At 73.1% G+C, this 18714-nt stretch carries 23 protein-coding genes and 2 pseudogenes; 10 read left to right on the top strand and 15 right to left on the bottom strand.

Features of this window, described 5'->3' with window-relative positions:
- Nucleotides 1–4: 4 nt before the first annotated feature.
- The 4 genes from AB0M03_RS02040 to AB0M03_RS02025 all read right to left on the bottom strand — a co-directional run bounded on the left by AB0M03_RS02040 (nt 5) and on the right by AB0M03_RS02025 (nt 2655).
- Nucleotides 5–496 carry a DUF3291 domain-containing protein gene (locus tag AB0M03_RS02040; protein WP_363487335.1) on the bottom strand — a complete coding sequence of 164 codons (492 nt, stop codon included), beginning with the start codon at nt 494–496 and terminating at the stop codon, nt 5–7.
- Between the two features lie 32 nt (nt 497–528).
- Nucleotides 529–1245, bottom strand: a complete 717-nt coding sequence (locus AB0M03_RS02035; RefSeq protein WP_363487334.1) for a helix-turn-helix domain-containing protein — start codon at nt 1243–1245, stop codon at nt 529–531.
- A 245-nt stretch (nt 1246–1490) separates the two neighbouring features.
- On the bottom strand, nt 1491–1742 hold the full coding sequence (locus AB0M03_RS02030; protein WP_363487332.1) for a hypothetical protein: 252 nt from the start codon (nt 1740–1742) through the stop codon (nt 1491–1493).
- Between the two features lie 64 nt (nt 1743–1806).
- Nucleotides 1807–2655: an SDR family NAD(P)-dependent oxidoreductase gene (locus AB0M03_RS02025; RefSeq protein ID WP_363487330.1), complete on the bottom strand. Its 849-nt coding sequence runs from the start codon at nt 2653–2655 to the stop codon at nt 1807–1809.
- 104 nt (nt 2656–2759) lie between these two features.
- Here AB0M03_RS02025 and AB0M03_RS02020 point away from each other — a divergent pair, with 104 nt between their 5' ends.
- Complete coding sequence (locus AB0M03_RS02020; RefSeq protein WP_363487328.1) at nt 2760–3371, top strand: CGNR zinc finger domain-containing protein; 612 nt, start codon at nt 2760–2762, stop codon at nt 3369–3371.
- Between the two features lie 243 nt (nt 3372–3614).
- Here the strand turns inward: AB0M03_RS02020 and AB0M03_RS02015 are convergent, their stop codons facing one another.
- A complete protein-coding gene (locus AB0M03_RS02015) occupies nt 3615–4895 on the bottom strand; it encodes an MFS transporter (protein WP_363487326.1) in 1281 nt (426 codons plus the stop codon).
- Between the two features lie 247 nt (nt 4896–5142).
- Between AB0M03_RS02015 and AB0M03_RS02010 the strand changes: the two genes are divergently transcribed.
- Nucleotides 5143–5583 carry a DUF6234 family protein gene (locus AB0M03_RS02010; protein ID WP_363487324.1) on the top strand — a complete coding sequence of 147 codons (441 nt, stop codon included), beginning with the start codon at nt 5143–5145 and terminating at the stop codon, nt 5581–5583.
- Here the strand turns inward: AB0M03_RS02010 and AB0M03_RS02005 are convergent.
- Together AB0M03_RS02005 and AB0M03_RS02000 are read right to left on the bottom strand one after the other, a co-directional pair.
- Complete coding sequence (locus tag AB0M03_RS02005; RefSeq protein WP_363487322.1) at nt 5567–6139, bottom strand: hypothetical protein; 573 nt, start codon at nt 6137–6139, stop codon at nt 5567–5569. The two genes, AB0M03_RS02010 and AB0M03_RS02005, sit on opposite strands and share 17 nt — an antisense overlap.
- 192 nt (nt 6140–6331) lie before the next feature.
- Nucleotides 6332–7168 (bottom strand): class I SAM-dependent methyltransferase, encoded by an 837-nt coding sequence (locus AB0M03_RS02000; RefSeq protein WP_363487320.1) that lies wholly within the window; start codon nt 7166–7168, stop codon nt 6332–6334.
- A gap of 263 nt (nt 7169–7431) precedes the next feature.
- On the opposite strand from AB0M03_RS02000, the gene AB0M03_RS01995 reads away from it, so the two are divergent.
- The 3 genes and pseudogenes from AB0M03_RS01995 to AB0M03_RS01985 all read left to right on the top strand — a co-directional run bounded on the left by AB0M03_RS01995 (nt 7432) and on the right by AB0M03_RS01985 (nt 9276).
- A complete protein-coding gene (locus AB0M03_RS01995; protein ID WP_363487318.1) occupies nt 7432–7857 on the top strand; it encodes a hypothetical protein in 426 nt (141 codons plus the stop codon).
- 20 nt (nt 7858–7877) lie between these two features.
- Nucleotides 7878–8069, top strand: a pseudogene (locus AB0M03_RS01990) (Imm21 family immunity protein); the annotation flags it as partial.
- A gap of 10 nt (nt 8070–8079) precedes the next feature.
- Nucleotides 8080–9276 (top strand): tetratricopeptide repeat protein, encoded by a 1197-nt coding sequence (locus AB0M03_RS01985; RefSeq protein ID WP_363487316.1) that lies wholly within the window; start codon nt 8080–8082, stop codon nt 9274–9276.
- A gap of 623 nt (nt 9277–9899) precedes the next feature.
- Here AB0M03_RS01985 and AB0M03_RS01980 read toward each other — a convergent pair.
- From AB0M03_RS01980 to AB0M03_RS01970, 3 genes and pseudogenes are all read right to left on the bottom strand, one after another.
- Nucleotides 9900–10469 carry an alpha/beta hydrolase gene (locus tag AB0M03_RS01980; protein WP_363487314.1) on the bottom strand — a complete coding sequence of 190 codons (570 nt, stop codon included), beginning with the start codon at nt 10467–10469 and terminating at the stop codon, nt 9900–9902.
- 308 nt (nt 10470–10777) lie between these two features.
- Nucleotides 10778–11326, bottom strand: coding sequence for a GNAT family N-acetyltransferase (locus tag AB0M03_RS01975; RefSeq protein WP_363487312.1), 549 nt, complete (start codon nt 11324–11326; stop codon nt 10778–10780).
- Nucleotides 11327–11373: 47 nt separating this feature from the next.
- Nucleotides 11374–11533, bottom strand: a pseudogene (locus tag AB0M03_RS01970) (IS5/IS1182 family transposase); the annotation flags it as partial.
- A gap of 48 nt (nt 11534–11581) precedes the next feature.
- Between AB0M03_RS01970 and AB0M03_RS01965 the strand changes: the two are divergent.
- The 3 genes from AB0M03_RS01965 (at nt 11582) to AB0M03_RS01955 (ending at nt 13024) form a co-directional block, all read left to right on the top strand.
- Nucleotides 11582–12349, top strand: a complete 768-nt coding sequence (locus tag AB0M03_RS01965; protein WP_363487309.1) for a DUF2071 domain-containing protein — start codon at nt 11582–11584, stop codon at nt 12347–12349.
- A gap of 79 nt (nt 12350–12428) precedes the next feature.
- Nucleotides 12429–12764, top strand: a complete 336-nt coding sequence (locus AB0M03_RS01960; RefSeq protein ID WP_363487307.1) for a hypothetical protein — start codon at nt 12429–12431, stop codon at nt 12762–12764.
- Nucleotides 12765–12808: 44 nt separating this feature from the next.
- The gene (locus AB0M03_RS01955) at nt 12809–13024 is read left to right on the top strand and encodes a hypothetical protein (protein ID WP_363487305.1); all 216 of its coding nucleotides are present in this window, start codon (nt 12809–12811) and stop codon (nt 13022–13024) included.
- 116 nt (nt 13025–13140) lie between these two features.
- On the opposite strand, the gene AB0M03_RS01950 is transcribed toward AB0M03_RS01955, so the two are convergent.
- The 3 genes from AB0M03_RS01950 to AB0M03_RS01940 form a co-directional block, all read right to left on the bottom strand.
- Nucleotides 13141–13728, bottom strand: a complete 588-nt coding sequence (locus AB0M03_RS01950) for a histidine phosphatase family protein (protein WP_363487303.1) — start codon at nt 13726–13728, stop codon at nt 13141–13143.
- Nucleotides 13729–13929: 201 nt separating this feature from the next.
- The gene (locus AB0M03_RS01945) at nt 13930–14727 is read right to left on the bottom strand and encodes an N-acetyltransferase (RefSeq protein ID WP_363487301.1); all 798 of its coding nucleotides are present in this window, start codon (nt 14725–14727) and stop codon (nt 13930–13932) included.
- A gap of 81 nt (nt 14728–14808) precedes the next feature.
- A complete protein-coding gene (locus tag AB0M03_RS01940) occupies nt 14809–15312 on the bottom strand; it encodes a DUF1203 domain-containing protein (protein WP_363487299.1) in 504 nt (167 codons plus the stop codon).
- A gap of 185 nt (nt 15313–15497) precedes the next feature.
- Here AB0M03_RS01940 and AB0M03_RS01935 point away from each other — a divergent pair, with 185 nt between their 5' ends.
- Both AB0M03_RS01935 and AB0M03_RS01930 read left to right on the top strand, forming a co-directional pair.
- The gene (locus AB0M03_RS01935) at nt 15498–16112 is read left to right on the top strand and encodes a GPP34 family phosphoprotein (RefSeq protein ID WP_363487297.1); all 615 of its coding nucleotides are present in this window, start codon (nt 15498–15500) and stop codon (nt 16110–16112) included.
- A gap of 71 nt (nt 16113–16183) precedes the next feature.
- On the top strand, nt 16184–16912 hold the full coding sequence (locus AB0M03_RS01930; RefSeq protein ID WP_363487295.1) for a DUF6193 family natural product biosynthesis protein: 729 nt from the start codon (nt 16184–16186) through the stop codon (nt 16910–16912).
- Between the two features lie 16 nt (nt 16913–16928).
- Here AB0M03_RS01930 and AB0M03_RS01925 read toward each other — a convergent pair whose 3' ends face one another.
- On the bottom strand, nt 16929–18182 hold the full coding sequence (locus AB0M03_RS01925; RefSeq protein ID WP_363487293.1) for a DUF6596 domain-containing protein: 1254 nt from the start codon (nt 18180–18182) through the stop codon (nt 16929–16931).
- Nucleotides 18179–18532: a YciI family protein gene (locus AB0M03_RS01920; RefSeq protein ID WP_363487291.1), complete on the bottom strand. Its 354-nt coding sequence runs from the start codon at nt 18530–18532 to the stop codon at nt 18179–18181. The genes AB0M03_RS01925 and AB0M03_RS01920 overlap by 4 nt, the downstream gene beginning before the upstream one ends.
- Nucleotides 18533–18714 lie beyond the last annotated feature (182 nt).

Genomic DNA, 18714 nt, shown 5'->3' with positions numbered 1-18714 from the left:
CGTCCTACACCGCCGAGCCTTGCACCGCCGCCGCGGCCTCGGCGGCGGTGAAGGAGGAAGCGAAGGTGAAGGCACGCGGCGAGGGCCCGTGCGCCTGCAGGTCCGCCAGCCGTTCCAGGGACTCGCCGACGGTCGGGCGGTGGCCGGCGGGGACCCACCAGAGCACCATGTGCGCCTCGACGTGCCGTTCGAACCATTCGCGCCGCCGCCGCATCACCTCCAGGTGCCCGCTGCGGTAGGTGAAGTCCCAGAGGGCTTCCTGGGTCTGCCACACCGACAGGTTGACGATGACGTCCTCGCCCGCCAGGCGCAGGCCGGTGGCGTCGTCGGCCCCCTCCGCCACGAGCCGCCAGACGAAGCCGGGCGCGGCGTCCGCGGCGGCGTTGACCGAATCGAGCATCCCGACGAACGGCGCCGTGCGCGGGTCGTCCAAGGGATGGCGGAGTGTGGCGACGTTGAGCTGGGCGAGGTGGGCGGCGTGCGCGGACGGGCTCATGGCCTCATCTCAACACGGCGCCATTTTCTATGTCAATAAGTATTGTTTTTAGAAGCCTCGACCACCACGCAGCACTCCCCCGGCCTGGCGTCCATCCGGGCGCGGACCGGACCGCCCGCCCCGAGCAGCCCCTCCAGCAGCGCGAGGTTCATGCCGCACACGAGCGGCGGGAAGCGCTCCGCAACCGCGTGGAAGGGGCAGTTGCGCATCCGGACGACGGGCGCGGTTGCCCCGGCCGCCACCTCGACACCCTCGGCACCTTCGGCGCCCCTGTCGCACTCCGCGCCCTCCAGGCACGGTTCGTAGCCGCGGGCCGCCAACATCTCCATCGCCTCGTCGAGGCTGCCGCAAGGTGCCGCCGAGCCGCGCAGGGCCTCCCCCCGGCGACGCGCGGCCGCACAGAGCCCGGCGTCCAGCCCCGCCTGCTCCGCGGCCTCGGCGAGGAGTTCGGCGGCGGTGCGGTAGTCCCGGGCGGGCAGCGACACCGACCGCTCGGCCCGAGCCCGCGTGTACACCTTGGCGGGACGGCCCGCCCCCGGCCCCGAACGGCCCGTCAGGCGGCGACTGCCGGTCTCCAACAGCCCCGCCTCGGCCAGCTTGTCCAAATGATGCGCCGCGAGCGTACGCGCCACCCCCGCCGCCTCCGCCGCCTCGTTGCGGCCGACTTCGCGGCCCTGCGCCGCCACGTACTCGTACAGGCGGCGTCGCACCGGATCTTGCAGCACCGCGATCGCGTCGATGTCCTCCACCCGACCATTCTAGGAACAATGCAGATCGGAGATAGAAGGGCCGGGCCCGACCGGCGGCCTTGCGCAGGGCGGAGCCGGGCCGTTCGACACCCCGGCGGCGGCGTGCCGGGCGGCCGGGCGCGGATCAGTCGCCGATACGGGCCGACCGTCCCGGGGCTCCAGCGGCGCACACAGAGCTCCGCCCAGGCGGTTCGACATGACGGTCACGAAGAGTGATGGCTCGGGTGCCGCGGGGCCGAACGTGACTACCAGAGCCAGCGATCGAGGAACTCGGCCCACATGAAGCCGATGCAGCCGTCGAAGGCAGGTGGATCGATCTTCTTGAGCTCGTCCGCAAGCAGGCTCAGCTCGGCGAGGGCCTCGTCCTCGCGGCCGTCCGGATCGCTGAGGACATCGGACCGGCTGACGCGCAGACCGTCGTGGTGCAGCGACTGCAACCAGAGGCCGATGGAGGAGTTGGCGAACCACGCCTCATTCCGAGGCGGGCCACCGGGCATGCGCGGATTACGCCGCCGGGGGCCCCTCGGCCATAAGCGCCGCGGCCCCCGACGGGACTTGCGATTACCTGTCGACGGCGTCGGTCACGTGCTTCCAGCCGTCCAGGTCTGCGATGCGCGCCTCCAACGCGGCGCGCATGCCCGTGGCGCCGGAGGTGCCGAGGGCCAGGCGCAGCGGAGGATTGTGGCTGTCGACCGCGGTCCGGATGCCTGCGGCGATCCGCGCCGCGGAGGAGAACGCGGATGCCGGCAGCTCTCCGATGCCTTTCTGAACCTCGCGGACGGTCCGGTCGTAGTCGGCCAGGCCGTCCGCGACATCGAGGTTGGCCAGGAAGGGGGTGGCGGTCAGCCCGGGCTGGATGATCGTGACCTTGATGCCGAGCGGTGCGACCTCGGCCACCAGCGCGTCCGACAGCCCCTCGACCGCGTGCTTGGTCGCGGCCAGCAGCCCCACGCCGGGATGGGCGGACTGCCCGTAGACGGACGAGCCCTGGAGGATGTGCCCGGACCGCTGGGCGCGGAGCACCGGCAACGTCGCACGGAGCACGTTGAGCACTCCGAAGACGTTGGTGTCGAACACGGCGCGGATCTGCGCGTCGGAGGCCTCCTCGACGGCTCCGAACAGTCCGTAGCCGGCGTTGTTGGCCACCACGTCGATCCGGCCGAACCGTGCGAGCGTGCGCTCAACCGCCTCCCGGACGGCCTGCTCGTCACGCACGTCCGTCTGGGTGAGGAGCAGGCGTTCGCCGTGCACTTCGGTCAGTTCGTCCAGGGAAGCGGTGTCGCGGGCGAGCGCCGAGACGGCGTCGCCGCTCTCGAGCGCCTGGAGCGTCAGTTCGCGGCCGATGCCGGACGTCGCGCCGGTGATCAGCCATGTGCGGGGGTGGGTCTGCTGGTTGGATGTTCCGTTCATGTTGCGACCGTAATGAGTTAGGTCGCAACGAGTCAAGCCGGATGACGGTCCGGGTTGCCCGTTAGACGGATTAGTGCCTCTTCCTGCTGATGTAGGGTGAGGACATGAGCAGTGCGGCAGCCGGATCCCCCAAACTCAGCCCGCGCACCGTCACACCGGCGGTGGAGACCGTGCTCGCGTTCGTGAACACGCGCGCGGACGGGTCCGGTCGGCGGGAGTTGTTCGGGGACGGGGACTCGTTCGCGGCGTGGCTGGCGGAGTACGACGAGTTCGGCGGCGAAACCGTGGCGACCGATGCCGATGCCGCGGCCGCGCGCGAGCTGCGCGACGCCCTGGTGACCGTGTTGCTCGCGCACTCGGACGACGAGGAGAGCCTGGGTGAGCCGCTGCAGCGCGCCGAGCGCCACCTGCGGCGCGCGGGTTCGCTCTACCCGCTGGCGACGGTGGTCACGGCCGGTGGTGTCGAGCTGGCGTCGCCGCAGGCGGGGGTGGAGCGTGTGTTCGGGACCGTACTGGCTGCGGTGACGACCTTCGCCCAGAGCAGCGACTGGGGGCGCATCAAGGCGTGCCGGAACCCCCCGTGCCATTTCGGTTTCTTCGACCGCACCCGCAACGGGGGAGGGCTTTACTGCAGTCCCGGCTGCGGCTCCCAGGTGTCCATGCGCAACTACCGCCAGCGGCAACGCCAAGAGGGTCAGACGCCGTCCCGGGCGTGAGGACGCGCTGCCACCGCGGAGCCTTCCGCGTTGGCAGGGCCGAGGACGGCGTCGACGAGCCCAGGGGGCCTGACGGCGATTGCCCTGAAGGCCCCCGGCGGTAGCGATGACCACACAGCACCACAACCAGACAACGGCCCAGCTCACACAGCTCGAGACCGACTCAGGACTTCAAGATCATCCCGCGGCGGCTTCCGGGTTCATCTTGTGCGCACGCGAGCGAGGCCCGGTGTCGGCTTGGCGCTACCGGCTGCTCCGTTGATCCCCGAGGCCGGACATGCTCCGGGCCGAGCGGGTCTGCCTCTGGCCGGCCCGGCCGGAGGTTGACGGCTGCAACGAGGTCAGCCGGCGCAGGCTGGCGCGCCGCTGGACCAGGCCGAGGCCGGTCGCCGCCGCACCCAGGGCGATCCAGCCGAACGGGCCGGCGGTCATCACCACCCCGGTCAGCAGCAGCGGTCCCACCGATTTCTGCACCGACTGGGCCATCCCGGCGACCCCCAGGTAGGAGGCCCCGGCCCGCGGCGGCGCCAGGCTGACGGCCAGCTCCCAGGAGCTCACCGAGCGCAGCAGCTCCGCCAGCGTGACCAGGACGGCGGCCGTCAGCAGCGCGGCCGAGGCCGGCCAGGCACCGCCGCCGGTCGCGGCCGCCAGCAGCAGACAGCACGCGAGCAGTGTCACCCCGTACCAGCCCAGCGCCTTGACCGCCCCGTGCGGGCCCTCGGCCCAGGCGGAGACCCGCAGCTGGAGCAGCACCACGAGGACGGTGTTGAGCACCAGGAACGCGGGGACCAGGGCGTGCGGTGCGGCGGTGTGGTGCACCAGCCACAGCGGCAGGCCCACGTTGAGCACCGAGTCGTCGAGGTTGAGCGGGATGTCGAGCAGGACGAACAGCAGGTAGCCGCGGTCCCGCCACGGGCTGGGTGCGGCCGCCGCCGCGTCCGGGGTCTCCGCCTCCCCGCCTTCCGCGTGCCGTGCCACCACCAGGCCGCGCCCGGTCGGCTCGTGCGTTCGCAGGACCAGCACGGCGGCCAGGGCGAAGGAGAGGGCGTTGGCCAGGATCAGTGCGCGGTAGGCGTTGACGGTGCCCACCGCCAGCCCGAGGGCCGCGAGGCCTGCGCCGAGCGCGTAGCCGGCGTTGGCCACGGTGCGGAACAGTGCCTGGTAGACGCCTCTGCGCTCGCCCGCGACCCGGGTGGCGAAGAGCATCTCCAGCGTCTTGGCCGCACGCTCGCCCAGGCAGGTGAGGGCCACCGCGACCAGCAGGACGGCGAATTCGTCCACCGCCAGCAGCAGGGCCATGGTCCCGATGCGCAGCAGATGGCAGGCGACCAGCAGGCCGCGGATCGGAAGCCGTTCGGCTGCCCGTCCGGCCAGCGGTGAGCCCGCGATCCCGGCCACCGCGCCGACGCCCAGCAGCACGCCGAGCTGCCAGGCGTCCAGGCCCCGGACGAAGGTGAAGTACAGCACCGAGGCTGCGGACCACACGCCCGACCCGGTCCGGTCGACGAACTGGGACAGCAGCATCGTCCGCCCGTCCCGCCCACCAGGTGGCCGGCGCACCTGCGCGATCAGCCCGTTCCTGCTCCGCCGCACGGCGCCCCCGATCGTTGCGATCAATCTCGACATCAAGATACTTCACATCGAGATTCCTTGGAAGGCCGGAGGCGCCTGCCACCGAGGAGACGCGCTTCGGCGGGTGCGGGCGGGGCTCGTCCTCGAATGAGTACGTGTACTCAGGTGTACCTGTCGGCCTGTGGTGTGAGCTGCCGTCATGACTTCGACGACACCGGCCTCGCAATCCCCCCGGCGCAGCGGTCACCGGGCGGGCGATCTCCTCATGGCCGTCGTCGGACTCGTGGTGGCAGCCGCGTTCCTGGGCAACGTGCTGCTGGCCGTGGCCCTCAAGGGGTGGGCCGGGCAGCACGAGGGTGCGATGCCGGGCACCGGCAAGGAGGCCGTCCTGGCCGGTGTGGTGGCGATCGCTGCCGGTGCGGTCGCCCACCGGCTGCGCCGGCAGGCGCCGATCACTGCCACCGTCCAGGGCTTCGTCGCGGTCGCGGCGGGCCTGCTCGCGCTGGTACTCGCCTTCGCCGGCACGCACCAGGAGCGGCCCGCGCCCGCCCCGACGAAGACCACCGAGCAGATCCGGCCCGGCTACGGCCCCTGCCGCAGCGGTGGCACCAACGACGAATGCATCAACTCCGGCGGCTGAACGGGTCGGCATCCGAGGTGCCGCCCCGGACCGAGGCGGGCTCCGGCCTCCGCGCCCGTGACCGCGCCCACCACCACGTACCGGCACCGACCAGCAGCGCCGTTCCCAGCGCGTACGCCGGCAGCCAGCGCGTCGTGGTCGCCGCCAGGCAGTCGTCGACGGCCTCGCGGCTCTGCTCCTGCTGCGCGTGGGCCAGCGCGTCGGCGTCACGAGCGGCCAGGCCTCCCAGCGCAGCCTCCGTCCGCAGACTCTCGTACCGGCCCGACTGCGCGCACCCCTGCCGCGTCCCCGGCATGGGGAAGAGCCAGTCCCAGCGCTGCAGCGCAGGAGCGATCGCCAGCGCCACGCACAGACCCACCACCAGCGAATAGGCCGCCAGGCTCCATCCGTAGGCGGCCTGTCGGCCCGGCGCCCGCTGCGCCACGCGGCCGAAGGAGAGGACCACCACGAGCAGCGTCACACCGAGGTAGGTGGAGAACCACTGCCACGAACCCTGCGCGAACGAGAACGCCAGCACCACGCCGAGCGCGGTCCCCAGTACGCCCGCATCGCCCACCGACCGCCGACCACCCGCAGCCCCACCACCCGGGGGACCGTCACCGTCGTGCCCGCTCACACGCACTCTCCCGCCTGCCTCCGGGAGACCAGCGTCCTACGACCGCACGCCGCTCCCCCGGACACCGCGGTACGACACCCCGCCCCCCACCCGCCCGGCCCAGCCTCCCGCCGCCCCGACCCGTGTTCGCGGCTACCCGGGCTGCTCCGCCGTGACGAGGTAGTAGTCGAGGATGTGCCGCTCGTAGGCGCGCAGGAAGTTCCGCGGCCACGTCCCCGGGGCCCACCGGCGGCCGAGCCACAGGTCCCACCCGGGCCAGACGTGCTTCCCGATCGATTCGGCACGCACCCCGGTCAGCCCGGCCGCGGTCATCGCGTCCGTGAGCGCCTGCACCGGACGGGCGATGTCCAGGCCGTTCGCGAAGGTCTCCAGGAGCCCGGCGAGTTCCCCGGGCCGGCCGGGCGCGTCGTCCACGGTGAAGAAGCCGGCGAGCGCCACCCGGCCGCCCGGCCGCAGGACCCGCGACGTCTCGGCCGCGAAGGCGGCGAGGTCCGGGAAGTGCTGGGCCGCCTCCACACTGATGACGACATCGAACCCGTCGTCGTCCAGCGGCATGCACTCGGCGGCCCCTCGGACGAACCGCAGCCGCCCCGGCTCCTCCCGGAGCAGACCGGCATGCGCAGCACGCGCCCGCTGCAGCTGGTCGGGATGGATGTCCATGCCGGTGACCGCGGCACGGCCGTACTCCCGCAGGGCCAGTGCGCATCCCATGCCGAGCCCGCAGCCCACCTCCAGGACCTGCGGCTCCCCCCGCAGTCCGGCGGCCTCCAGGACACGCCGGTAGAGATCCTCCTGGCTGCGGACCCGGTCCGCCTCGTCGAGCGGAAGAGCCAGGTCGATCGCCCGCCAGTACCCGAAGTTGATGAACCCTCCGGCGAAGACCGGATCCCGGCTCAGATCGGCCCGCCCGTACGTCTCGCGCACCTGGGGCCGCATCGCCGGGCCTGCCTGCCGACTGCCGTCTGCCACTGTGCCGCACCTGCCCGGAGAGTGATGGTCGCCCTGTGCGCGGCTCCTCGCGGCCGTACCGCCGCCGTGGAAGCCGCACGACCTGGCAAACGCCGCGCGCGGCCGTCGGGTAACGGCCGGGCCGGGCAAAATCCCCATGCTACGACGGCGGGCGGCCCGGTGCTGCCACCTGCAGCCAAGGAGCCCCGTCCACAACGGGCGCTCGGTACGGTCGCGTCGGCGGGCGAGAACCCTCGTCCGGGAGGCGCGCAGGAAGGTCGTCAGTGCCGCCGCAATCGCACGATCCATCGCCGAACCGCAGCAGACCCGGCTCCAGGGCGCAGGAGGACCAGGAGTTCCTGGCAGCGCTCATCCGGGCGACCGACTGGCCCGGGGAGCAGTACAAGCGGCTGTTCAAGAAGCTCCCGTTGCCCGGACGCGTCGTCATGCTCCTCGCGACAGCGGCTGCGTCGTACTGGCTCGTCGAGTCCGGTGCGTGGATCTCGCTGCTCGTCCTGAGCGGCGCCGCCTTCGTCGTCGTGGTGATCGTCCACGAGACCAGGATGGAGCGCAGGTATCCGCACGCCCCGCGAGGTGCCGGCAGGCGTCGTGACCACCATGACAGACCGCGGCGCAAGCCGGCCAAGGACGACTGGTGGGACGACATGATGGCCGAGCGCCAGCGCGAAGAGGAGCCGCGGAGCTTCTAGACGTCCCACCGGGTCGAGGCGTCAGGTACGGAGAGCCGGGGGCGGTCACGTGGGTGGAGTCCCCGGGAGGGCCGCTCGTCGTGGTTCCCGAGGTCGTGCTGGACGCATGGTCGGGATCGGCCGGAACCGGCGATGCCGTCGCCGGGGCCGCCCGCCTGCGGCAGCCCCGTCCCCGGATGAGTACGATCATCGCCACATCGGGCGCGGGGTGAGGGAGTGGGCATGTTCGCGGCATTGCGGAACCGGGCACAGCGGCGGGACCTCGAACTCTCCAATCGGTTGTACGACGAAGGCGGCCGGCTCGGGGAGCAGGAACGGTGGGCCGAAGCCGAAAGCACGTTCCGGCAGGCCATCGAGCTGTGCACCCGGCGGTTCGGCGCGGAGGACGGGTGGACACTCGTCATCCGCACCGGCCGGGCGGCCGTCCTGCGGCAACTCGACCGCGACGACGAGGCCCTGACCGAACTGCAGGAGCTGCTGGCGCACTGCCCGGCCGTCCTGGGCGAGACCCATGCTGCCACCGCCGAAGTGCGGCTCGGGCTCGCCAGCATGCTGATCGCCCGGGGCCGACCCGCGGAGGCCGAGCGGCTCCTGGCCGTCGTACTGCGTCACCGGTCGGCCCCGGACGAGCGCGCCCTGGCCGCCTGGGACGCCAACCTGCGGGCACACGCCGCCCAGGGCCGGCACCGCGAAGCCGTCGACGGGTCCCGGGTGCTGCAGGAAGAAACCGCCCGGGTCTACGGCGCGAACGACATCCGCACGCTGAAGGTCGCCTCCGACCGGGTCCAGAACCTGGTCCACCTCGGTGAGTACGAGGAGGCCGAACGCGAGTGCCGCACCCTGCTCGACCTGCACGGCACACCCAGCCTGCTCTGGCTGTCCGTCATGAATGCCCTCGTCATGGCCCTCAACGGGCTCGGGCGCCACGGCGAGGCCGAGGTAACCGCACGCGAGGCACTCCGGCGGCAGCGGGAGGTCACCAGGGCCAGTAACGACATGCGGATCGCCCTGAGCCTCGGGCTGGCCCGCAGCCTCAGCGGCAGCGGCCGGCACGAGGACGCCCTGCAGATCGCCATCCAGGCCGAGGCGGAGTTCCGGGACGGCCCCGGTGTCCGCGTCGCGCTCGCGGCGCCAATATCCACCGTCACCGCCCAGGCCCTGCTCGGCCTCGGGCGAGCCGACGAAGCCGAGGCCGCGAGCCGGAAGGCCGTCGAACTCGCCGGACCCCTCGGCCCCACCCACCACAGCACCCTGGAAGCCGCCACCACCCTCGGCACGGCACTCGCCGCCCAGCACCGTCACGCCGAGGCCCGCGACCACCTCACCCGCTGCACCACCGCCTGGCGCGAACACTTCGGCCCCGAGCACCCCCGCACCCTCGCGGCCGAAACCGCACTGGCCGCGCTCCCGCCCGCCTGACCGATTCCGCCCGGGACGCGGACCGAGTCGGTCGAGTCCGGAGGTCCTTCGGGGGTGGTTTTCGGGTCCCGCCGAGCAGGAAGTCCCCACATCACCCGGAGTCGGCCCTGGTCTGCTCCGGATGGAACAGAGCGAGGACGGCTGCCCAGGCCGCTTCGCCGAGCAGGGCGTCGCCGCGAGCCGTCCCTCCGTGCGCGTAGGTCTTCGAGGGTGCGGCGGGACCTTCACCCGGGAAGCGCGGCCGGTGTCCAGCATCGTCGCGGGTCACCAGGTGGATCGGGGCGGCGGTTGCCCGGCGGCGCGCGGCCAACTGCCCGGCATACCGCAAGGGTTGACGCGCGGCTCACAGACCGCGGTGAGCAGCGCGGCCTCGGCGCCCTGGACCGGCCGAGGGCGCCGACGCGCTCCGCTCCACGAGATTGCAGCAGGTCGACGGCCGCGACGAACGTCTCCAGCGGTACCTCGCAGCTACCCGCCGGCTGCCCCGGTCCGCCGTACCAGCGTATGGCCAGGGCGAGGACACCCCGTTCGGCGAGAAGCCTCGCCCGTTGGCGGTCCACCCGGCCGCTCGACCCGCGGCATGGGTTCGGGACGGGTCTCGATGGCCGGGACGGGCTGCAAGGTCACGATCGACGGCTGGAGTACTGCACAGTGATTCCAGCGGCGCGGGCCAGTACGTCGGCGGTCCGCGACCCCGCCTCGACGGCGTGGTCGGCGGTGCTGGGCAGGCAGCGGTCGTGCTCGGGGACGAACTCGGTCATGATGACGCCGGCGTGATCGGTCGCGACCTCTTCGAGCGACACCGGCCAGCCTTGTTCCTCGAGGGCCTTACGCAGCTCGCGTGAACGTGCGACGTCCACCACCGGATCGGCGGTGCCGTGCACCAGCCACACCGGTACGGGCGGCACCGGGCTGCCGCCCGGGCGGAGGTCGTCGATCGGGACGGTGCCGGTGGTCGGTGCCGCCGATCCGTATGCACCGGCGATTCCGACGACGGTCTGCGGCCTCCAGCCGCCGAATGCGGCCGGATTCAGGGCGACGCCCACCGCGGCCTTGCCGCCCAGCGACCAGCCGGCGAGCGCGATCCGCTCGGGATCCCCGCCGAAGTCGGCCACGTTCTGCCGTACGAAGGCGGCCGACTCCAACAGGTGCGTCCGTCCGCCGTCCGGGGCGTCGGGACGCCAGTCCGGCACCAGGACGATGACGCCCAGCTCCGCCGCAGCGCGGGCGACCGGCGCGAGGACGTCCCGTTCGTCGGGGCCCGGCCGTGCCAGAGCAGCACCGCGGGCACAGCCTCCGACGCGCCCGCAGGCCGGTAGACGTCCATGAGCTTGCCGCCGGCCCCGTACTCGAGCCCCGTCCTGACGACAACCTCCGCGGCCACCGCGACACCCCCGACTCGTAACACCACGACCGATGGCACGCTACCAACACGCGCCGGCCGACCTGACTCCAGGTCAACCGGCAGCAAGCGAACGGCGGCCCGCGGTCACGCACGAGCTCAACCGGACGACGTGACCGGGGACCACACGCCGAACCACTGCTCGGCACCGTACTCCTCGAACCGCTCCACCTCGGTGAACCCCAGCTTCGCCGCGACGCGCATCGAGCGGTCGTTGGCGGTCTGGGTGCAGAGCACCACCGGCTCGCCGGGAAACGCCTCGGCGAACCGGCCGAGTGCCGCCGCGCACGCCTCGGCGGCGTACCCGCATCCCCACGCCTCCGGCAGGAACATGTAGCCGAGTTCGGTCTCCCCGGCATCCGGACGGACGTGGCCGGGACGCTCCGCGTCGCGCCGGTCGAGCGTGACGATGCCGATCATCGCTCCGTCCAGATCGACCACGAAAAGGCCGGGACGCCGCCTGGGCACCTCGGGCACCGTGCGCTCGAACTCATCACGCGGTCGGGGGCCGCCGATGTAGGTGCCGACCTCTGGTGAGGTGAACAGCTCTATGACAGCCGCACGGTCCCGGGCCTCGGGCCCACGGAGCACGAGCCGATCGGTCCGTATCGGGGCAGGCGGCCAGGCATCGTGTCCGAGTTCAGTCATGACAGGGAACCTAGCGCACGCCCGCCGGGCAGGAGCCTCGAACGACGTCAGCGGCAGCGGCGGAAGCAGGTGGGGACCGCCGCAGTGCCGACGAGGGCGAGGAAGTGCTCGGCCTTGCGTTCGTAGCGGTGGTGCAGCCTGCGGCAGCCGGCGAACCAGGCCATCGTGCGCTCGACGACCCCGGCGGTGGCGACCCGAGCACTCGGCCGGCCGGGGACCGGGCCGACCGGGGTAAGGGCGTGGGACCCTGATGGCATGCCGTCCGTCCCCGTCCCTGCGGAGCCGATCACGCCCGATCCGGTGCGCGAGGTGCCGAAGACGCTGCTCACCCAGTCCTGGCTCGACCTGTCGTTCCTGCACTGGGCGGCCGACCCCGCGGACGTCGCGCCGCTGCTGCCGGCCGGGACGGTGCCGGACACGCACGACGGGCTCACCTACGTGGGCCTGGTGGCGTTCCGGATGTACCGGGTGGGCTGGTTCGACCTGCCGGGCATCCCGTACCTCGGCACCTTCCCGGAGACCAACGTGCGGCTCTACTCGGTGGACCGGTACGGACGGCGCGGCGTGGTGTTCCGCTCGCTGGAGGCCTCGCGGCTGCTGCCGGTGGCCATCGCCCGCAGCGCGTTCCGGCTGCCGTACGTGTGGGCCGGGATGGCGATCCGGCGCGACTCTGACAGCATCAGCTACACCAGCAGCCGGCGCTGGCCCGGACCGCGTGGAGCGCGCAGCCGGATCGCGGTCCGCATCGGCGAGCGGATCGAACACCCGACCGCCCTCGAACACTTTCTGACCGCCCGCTGGGGCATGCACAACGCCTTCTTCGGACGGACGGTGTACCTGCCCAACGCTCACCCGCGCTGGCCGCTGCACCGAGCGGAACTCCTCCACTGCGAGGACGAGCTGGTGACCGCAGCCGGGCTGCCGACACCGGCCGGGCCGCCGGTGAGCGTGCTGTACTCCCCCGGCGTACCGGTCCGCTTCGGCCGCCCCTCCCGCCCCGGCACCCCGGAAAACGGCGGGTGACAGTGCGTCACCCCGGCCGAACCTCTGCGGTTCCTCAAGTTCCTTGCTGTACACGGACACGAACCGCACGATGATCGGTATGACTGGATTCCTGGGAGTGAACACCAAGCACAACGTGGTCCTGCTCATCCGGGACGCGGACTCGATCGCGGCGGCCCTCGATCAGGCGCTCGCCGAGGCCTCGCCCGAGGATCGCCCGGGCCTGGAACGCGCCGCCGCGCTCGTCGGGTCCATCGCTTCCGCCACTGAGAGCCAGGTTCGCGCCCGCTGGGTCCGCTCCCGGCTGGCCGCCGCCGGTTTCACGGGTGCCATCGACTCGGTCGCCGCGGTGAGGGCGCTGCGCCAGGCAGAGCCCAAGCTGAGTCTGCTGGCCGCGGTACAACTACAGAAGGACGCTGTAGCGGAACCCGAGTGACCAGCAGACCCGGCGTTCACCTGCACAGGCCCGAGCCTGCCCGATTGCTCGCTCGGATCGCCCCCGACCAGACGCCCGCCGGTTCCATCCGTCACGGCGAGGTCCCCCGCGCGGTCACCGCCCGGCCCCGGCCCCTCGTCGAAGCCATCGTCGCGGAGCTCCGGCACCAGGCCGGGCAGCACCCTGGCGACCTGCGCGCCGTGGTCTGCGCCGACCACCTGACCGACGTCTCGACCCCGTCCGGGAAACGCGCCCTCTAGGGCGGCCGTACCCGAGTGACTGTCCGACGCCCGGTGGGAGTTGCTGAAACCCTCTGGGAGGACGTCCTCCCAGAGGTGCCCACGGCGCCGGCGCGCCCGCGGGGTGGTCGGCGGCGCTACGGGACGTTCCAGGCGGAGATGCACGGCTGCCCGTCCTCGGTGGCCAGGAAGCCGAGGGTGCCCGGATGCGGGTGTCCGAGCAGTCGGCCGGCGGCCGCGTCGAGGCCGAGCCAGCGCACGGTGAGGACGCGGGCGAGATGGCCGTGCGTGACGACGGCGACGTCGCCGTCGCTCAGCAGCGGACGGATGCGGTCCAGCACCGCGTCCGTGCGGGCGGCCACCTGCTGGAGCTGCTCGCCGGGATGACCGGCGTCGCCAGGGACGACGCCGTCCCGCCACAGGTCCCAGCCCGGCCTCGCCTCCCGGATCTGTTCGGCGGTCAGGCCCTCGTAGCCGCCGTAGTCCCATTCCAACAGGTCGGGATCGGGCTTGACGCCGGTCAGGCCGGCCAACTCGGCCGTCCGCATGGCGCGGCTCAGCGGGCTGCTGAACACGGCTACCGGACGGCGTTGGGCCAGCCTGGGAGCGAGCGCCTCGGCAGCAGCCTCGCCCGCCTCGGTCAGCGGAACGTCGGTGCGGCCGGCGTGCCGGCCCGACAGGCTCCATTCCGTCCGGCCATGCCTGATCACTATCAGTTCACCCATGGCCGTGCACGGTATCTGACGATGCGTCCGCTCGTCAGCGGCCGCCTCGCCGAGCACCTCCTGGGACGAGGCACGGCCGAACACTTCCTCGCCGCCCCTCCGAGTGGGACGGCGACCGAGGTGTCGATGGCCTTGGGCTCGAGGTTGCGGGCCGACCCGGACCAGGAGGTCCGACACCGTCCGGGCGGCGTTCGTCCTGTGTCAGCGCCCGGCGGCGGCCTCCGCGGGCGTGCCGGGGCGCAGCGGGTGCCGGACCCAGACGTTGGGTTCGACGTAGACCGCGCGGTCGTGGGCGAGGTCGACGTGCACGGGCACCAGGGCGCCGGGTACCTCGGTGGCGCCGTCGCGGTCGAAGGGCAGGCCGGTCCACTGCCGCCACTGGGCGAGCGAGCCGCTGACGGTCATGGACGCCGGTGCGACCTTGACGATGCTGCCGCCGGCCTTCAGGTGGACCCGCAGCCACGGGTCCTCCGGCAGTCCGTCCGCTCGGGTTCGCGTGACGTACTCCTCCATGGGCAGCTGCGGCCGGAGGTGCTTGGCGGTCGGGCGGACGGGGGCGAGCAGCGCGGCGTGGCCCTGGCTCTCGGCGGCGCTTCGGAGGGCGTGCAGCATGCGGTAGGACAGGCCGCGGCCGAGGTGGGCGGTGTCCACCGTGATCTCCAGGGCGCTGGCCGCGGTCGGTGCGGCGGCCCGGCGCAGGTCGCGGAAGGCCCAGGACAGCACCCGGTCCCACCCCTGGTCGGGCGTCTCCTCGCGGCCCTCCGCGTGTGCGTCGAACGGGACGGCGAGGGCCCGCGCGACCACCCGGCCGCCGTCGGTCGCCACGGCGCAGTACCGGGGGAACTCGGCCACGACCCGGTCCAGCAGGGCGGAGGCCACCAGGTCGTGCGGGACGAAGGCGGGCCAGGTCTCGTCGATCTCGTAGACCCGGGAGGCCAGGTGCGGCCGCTCGGCCAGCGTGGTGATCGTCAGGGTGTCGGTGCTGTCGGTGCCTGTCACAGCTCGACACCCTGTCATGGCCGCGTCCGCCGTTGCCACCTGTTTCCGCAGGCCGGCGCGGTTCGGAGGGCGTGCCTCCCGTCACGGCCGGTCGACGCGGAAGTGGTAGCAGCCGTATTCGACGGCCCGCACGTGGACCTGGGCGGTCTCCGGGTCGGCGAAGGCCTCGGCGAGGGCGTGGTCGAAGGCTGCGTCGGCGTCCTCGGGCAGCTCCACCATGCGGCCGCCGGTGATGTGCCCGCGGCTGTCGTAGCGGCGGAAGGCCCGCAGGGCGCCGGGCCTGGCCCAGGGGTAGCCGGTGGCGTCCGGGTCGGGACCGCCGCAGTCCTGGGCGTGGATGAAGACCGGGCCCTGCTCGTCGTACGCCCCGGGCTCGGCGCCCGTCCGTGCCGCCCAGCGGCGCAGCGGCGCGTACGAGACGAGGGCGATCCGGTCTCCCTCGGTGCTCGGCCGCAGGCAGCAGCGGAGCGGGGCGCCGCCCTCGCCGTCCGGGTACGGGGTCATCGGCTGCCCGGCGTCGTCGCGGACGCGGAGCTGCTGCAGGGTGGTCGGGGTGATGGGCTGCGGCCGGTAGGTGCTGGTCATGTGCGTCAGCATCGCGCGGTGGGGCACGAGGTGCCGGCGGGATTCCGACAGCGCGTTCCGGGCCGGCCGGCCGGGGAATCGCCCCCGGTACGGACACCGGCGGGGCAGACTGGCAGCAGGCACTGCTCCGCTCGCCACCGCACTGCTGTCGCACCGCCGCCGATCCGCCGGACGTTGGGCCATCGATGGAAACCACACCGCAGGACCTGCTGGTCGTCGCCCTGGAGGCGAGGGCCGGCCGCCGTCCCGAGCAGGGCGAGCTGTCGCTGGCGCTCGCCGGGGCCGAGCTGGTCGACCTCCTCGACGTCGGGGCCGTACGGCTGGCCGACACCCGTATCCTGCCCCTCGACCCGCCGGCCGTCGCCGATCGGCTGCTGGCCGGGGCCGCGGCCGCGCTCGTCCGGCAGCCGCCGTTCGAATCGGTGGAGGACTGGCTGTGGCGCCGGGGCCGCGGTCTCGCGGCGGCGTACGCGGCCGAACTCCGGGCCGAAGGGCAGAGCCGTCACCACCGCTTCCACCGGAGGCACGTGGAGGGTGGCGGGGCGGTACCGGCCGATGCGCCCGAGCGCCGTGCGGCAGTGGACCGTTGGGCGTCGCGCGAGCCCGTGCTCGCGGCCCTCGGGGCAGCCGCCGGCATCGACGACCCGCCGCCGGGCGACCAGCCGGACATCGCCGACGACGCCGTGGCGACCGTGCTCGCCGCGGTCAGCGACGCGGTCAGGGAACTGGACGCCGTACGGCAGCGTCGTGCGATCGAGAAAGCGGCCTTCGACAACATCTGGCGCGGCGCGGTCGGCTGACGCCGGCCCGATGGTCGCAGATCGGGTCGAATCGCCGTGCCGAGGTCGAATTCCCCTGCAGACTCGGGGGTATGACCTCCTCTTCGCCGGGCATCGCCTCGGAGCCGTCCGCCTGCCCCGAACCGACCCGCGCCGACGAGATCGTGGCCCGTCTGCGGCGCGCGGCGGACGAGTCGGGACTCACCCTGCCCGCGCAGGACCCGCAGCAGTGGAGCCATGCCGCCTTCGAGGATGCCGACGGGCGCCGGGTGATCGTGCGCGCCCTCCGGGAGGACGGTGGCTACCTGGTGCGCTGCCGGAAGCAGGGCGCCTGGCTGGCCGGCGGACGGACGGCCGACCCGGCGGCGGCGGTCAGGGCCGTGACGGCCTGGATGGGCGGTGCGGACCTCGAACGGACCCGGGCCGCTGCCCCGTTCGTCCGGTTCGGCGACTGGGCCGTCGCGCACGAACGCGAGCCGCTCTCTCCCGTCGAGTTGGCCTGGTGGCACAGGCTCGACTTCTTGCTGCTGGTGCCGCCGCGGCAGGGTGCGGAGACCGGATTGCACGTACTGCTGAAGGCCGCCCACGCCCACCCGAGGCTGCGCCGGCTGACACCGGTCACCAGCCACTACATGCTCTGGTTCTCCACCCGCAGCGAGTACCCGTACGAGCGGGTCGGGCACTCCGTCGACCCGCTGCGCGACGGGTCGTACCTCGTCCGCGCCATCGACGGCGCGGACGTCGCCACCACCGCGACCCCGGAGGAGGCCGTCGCCCTGGTGGTCGCCGCACTCCCCGAGGACTGCGGCCCGACGCAGTAGCCCCGGGCTCCCGGCGTCAGTGACCGGCGAGTTCCGCGAGTCTGCGGGCGAAAGTGGCTCGTTCGGGTTCGTTGCCGACGAGGGCGAGGGCGGCGCGGTAGGCGGCGGCCGCCTCGGCGGTGCGGCCCGATCGGCGCAGCAGGTCGGCCCGTGCGGCGGGGAGCAGGTGGTAGCCGCGCAGTTCCTCGGCGTCGGCGAGTCCGTCCAGCAGGGTGAGGCCGGCCTCGGGGCCGTCGCGCATGGCGACGGCCACGGCCCGGTTCAGTGCGACGAGCGGGGACGGGTCGATCCGCTGCAGCACGTCGTAGAGGGCGGCGATCTGCGGCCAGTCGGTGGTCTCGAAGTCCGCCGCCTCGTCGTGCAGCGCCGCGATCGCCGCCTGCACCGCGTACGGTCCGACGCCCGGTCCGGTCAGGGCGGGTACGAGGAGGCGTTGCCCCTCGGCGATGAGGTCGGCGTCCCACAGGGCGCGGTCCTGGTCTTCGAGCAGCACCTGGCTGCCCGCCTCGCCGGTCCTGGCGGTGCGCCGGGCGTCGGTGAGGAGGAGCAGTGCGAGCAGCCCGGTCACCTCGCGTTCCGCGGGGAGCAGCCGGTGGAGGATCCGGGCGAGCCGGACGGCCTCGTCGGCCAGGTCGGGGCGCAGCAGGTCGTCGCCGGAGCTGGCGGCGTACCCCTCGGTGAAGACGAGGTAGACGACCCGCAGGACGCTGGGCAGGCGCGAGGGCAGTTCGTCGGGCTCCGGGACGCGGAACGGGATGCGCGCGGTGCGGATCTTGCGTTTGGCGCGCACGATGCGCTGGGCCATCGTCGCGGTGGGCACCAGGAAGGCCCGGGCGACCTCGGGTGTGGTCAGGCCCGCGAGGAAGCGCAGGGTCAGTGCGGTGCGTGCCTCCGGCGAGAGGGCGGGGTGGCAGCAGGTGAAGAACAGTTGCAGGCGTTCGTCGGGGACGTCGTCGAAGCCCGGCTCGGCGGGCGGCAGGGCGGCGGCCCGGTCGCTCTCCACCTGCAGCACGGCCAGCCGCTCCGCGTAGGCGCGGTCGCGCCGGAGCCGGTCGACGGCCTTGCGGCGTGCCGTGGTGAGCAGCCAGGCGAGTGGCTTGTCCGGTACTCCGTCGACCGGCCAGCGTTCCAGTGCGGCCTCGATCGCCTCGGAGGCGGTCTCCTCGGCGAGGTCGAGGTCGCCGAACCGGGCGGCGAGGAGGGCGAGCAGCCTGCTCCGGTCCTCGCGGAACACCGCCTCCACGGAGCGGGCCGCTCGCTGCTCGTTCACGACTGGTTCGGCTCCCAGACCGTGCGGACCTCGACGGTGCCGTGCCGGGCGCCGGGGCACCGGGCCGCCCAGTCGAGCGCGGCGTCGAGGTCGGGGACGTCGAGCAGGTAGTAGCCGCCGACGATCTCCCGGGTCTCGGCGAAGGGGCCGTCGGTCACCACGCGCTCACCGTCCACGCGGACGCGCACGGTGGTGGCGTTCGAGAGGTCCAGGGCGTTGCCGTCGAGCTTGACGCCGGCATCGGAGACGGCCTTCTCGAACGCCATGAATTCCTCCACGGTCGGGCCTTCGGCGGGCCGCTCGTCGGTGGAGCCGGGCGACGGGGTGTTGATCAGCAGCAGGTACTTCACGGTGTGCTCCTGGTGTGTCGGGTCGGTCGTGCAGGTATGACGAACGGGCGGCGGAGGAATCGACAGGCCGGACGGAGAATTCTGTCGCGAATTCCGGGCGACGACCGGGAGGACCCCGGCGCAGCACCGCTCCTCGCCGGTGCCGCCCTCGGCACCCGCTGACAGTGCCGGCCCCTATGCTG

The organism is Kitasatospora sp. NPDC051914 (assembly GCF_040680995.1).
Classification (GTDB): Bacteria; Actinomycetota; Actinomycetes; order Streptomycetales; family Streptomycetaceae; genus Kitasatospora.
The sequence above is the reverse complement of the archived record's forward strand: the minus strand, read 5'-3'. Positions and strand labels throughout refer to the sequence as shown.

Coding starts and splice junctions, on each gene's coding strand:
- AB0M03_RS01965 (WP_363487309.1), top strand. CDS start 11,582: ATGCCGTCCGTCCCCGTCCCTGCGGAGCCGATCACGCCCGATCCGGTG.
- AB0M03_RS01960 (WP_363487307.1), top strand. CDS start 12,429: ATGACTGGATTCCTGGGAGTGAACACCAAGCACAACGTGGTCCTGCTC.
- AB0M03_RS02040 (WP_363487335.1), bottom strand. CDS start 496: ATGAGCCCGTCCGCGCACGCCGCCCACCTCGCCCAGCTCAACGTCGCC.
- AB0M03_RS02010 (WP_363487324.1), top strand. CDS start 5,143: ATGACTTCGACGACACCGGCCTCGCAATCCCCCCGGCGCAGCGGTCAC.
- AB0M03_RS01930 (WP_363487295.1), top strand. CDS start 16,184: ATGACCTCCTCTTCGCCGGGCATCGCCTCGGAGCCGTCCGCCTGCCCC.
- AB0M03_RS01975 (WP_363487312.1), bottom strand. CDS start 11,326: ATGACTGAACTCGGACACGATGCCTGGCCGCCTGCCCCGATACGGACC.
- AB0M03_RS02030 (WP_363487332.1), bottom strand. CDS start 1,742: ATGCCCGGTGGCCCGCCTCGGAATGAGGCGTGGTTCGCCAACTCCTCC.
- AB0M03_RS01950 (WP_363487303.1), bottom strand. CDS start 13,728: ATGGGTGAACTGATAGTGATCAGGCATGGCCGGACGGAATGGAGCCTG.
- AB0M03_RS02025 (WP_363487330.1), bottom strand. CDS start 2,655: ATGAACGGAACATCCAACCAGCAGACCCACCCCCGCACATGGCTGATC.
- AB0M03_RS01940 (WP_363487299.1), bottom strand. CDS start 15,312: ATGACCAGCACCTACCGGCCGCAGCCCATCACCCCGACCACCCTGCAG.
- AB0M03_RS02015 (WP_363487326.1), bottom strand. CDS start 4,895: ATGCTGCTGTCCCAGTTCGTCGACCGGACCGGGTCGGGCGTGTGGTCC.
- AB0M03_RS02020 (WP_363487328.1), top strand. CDS start 2,760: ATGAGCAGTGCGGCAGCCGGATCCCCCAAACTCAGCCCGCGCACCGTC.
- AB0M03_RS01985 (WP_363487316.1), top strand. CDS start 8,080: ATGTTCGCGGCATTGCGGAACCGGGCACAGCGGCGGGACCTCGAACTC.
- AB0M03_RS01935 (WP_363487297.1), top strand. CDS start 15,498: ATGGAAACCACACCGCAGGACCTGCTGGTCGTCGCCCTGGAGGCGAGG.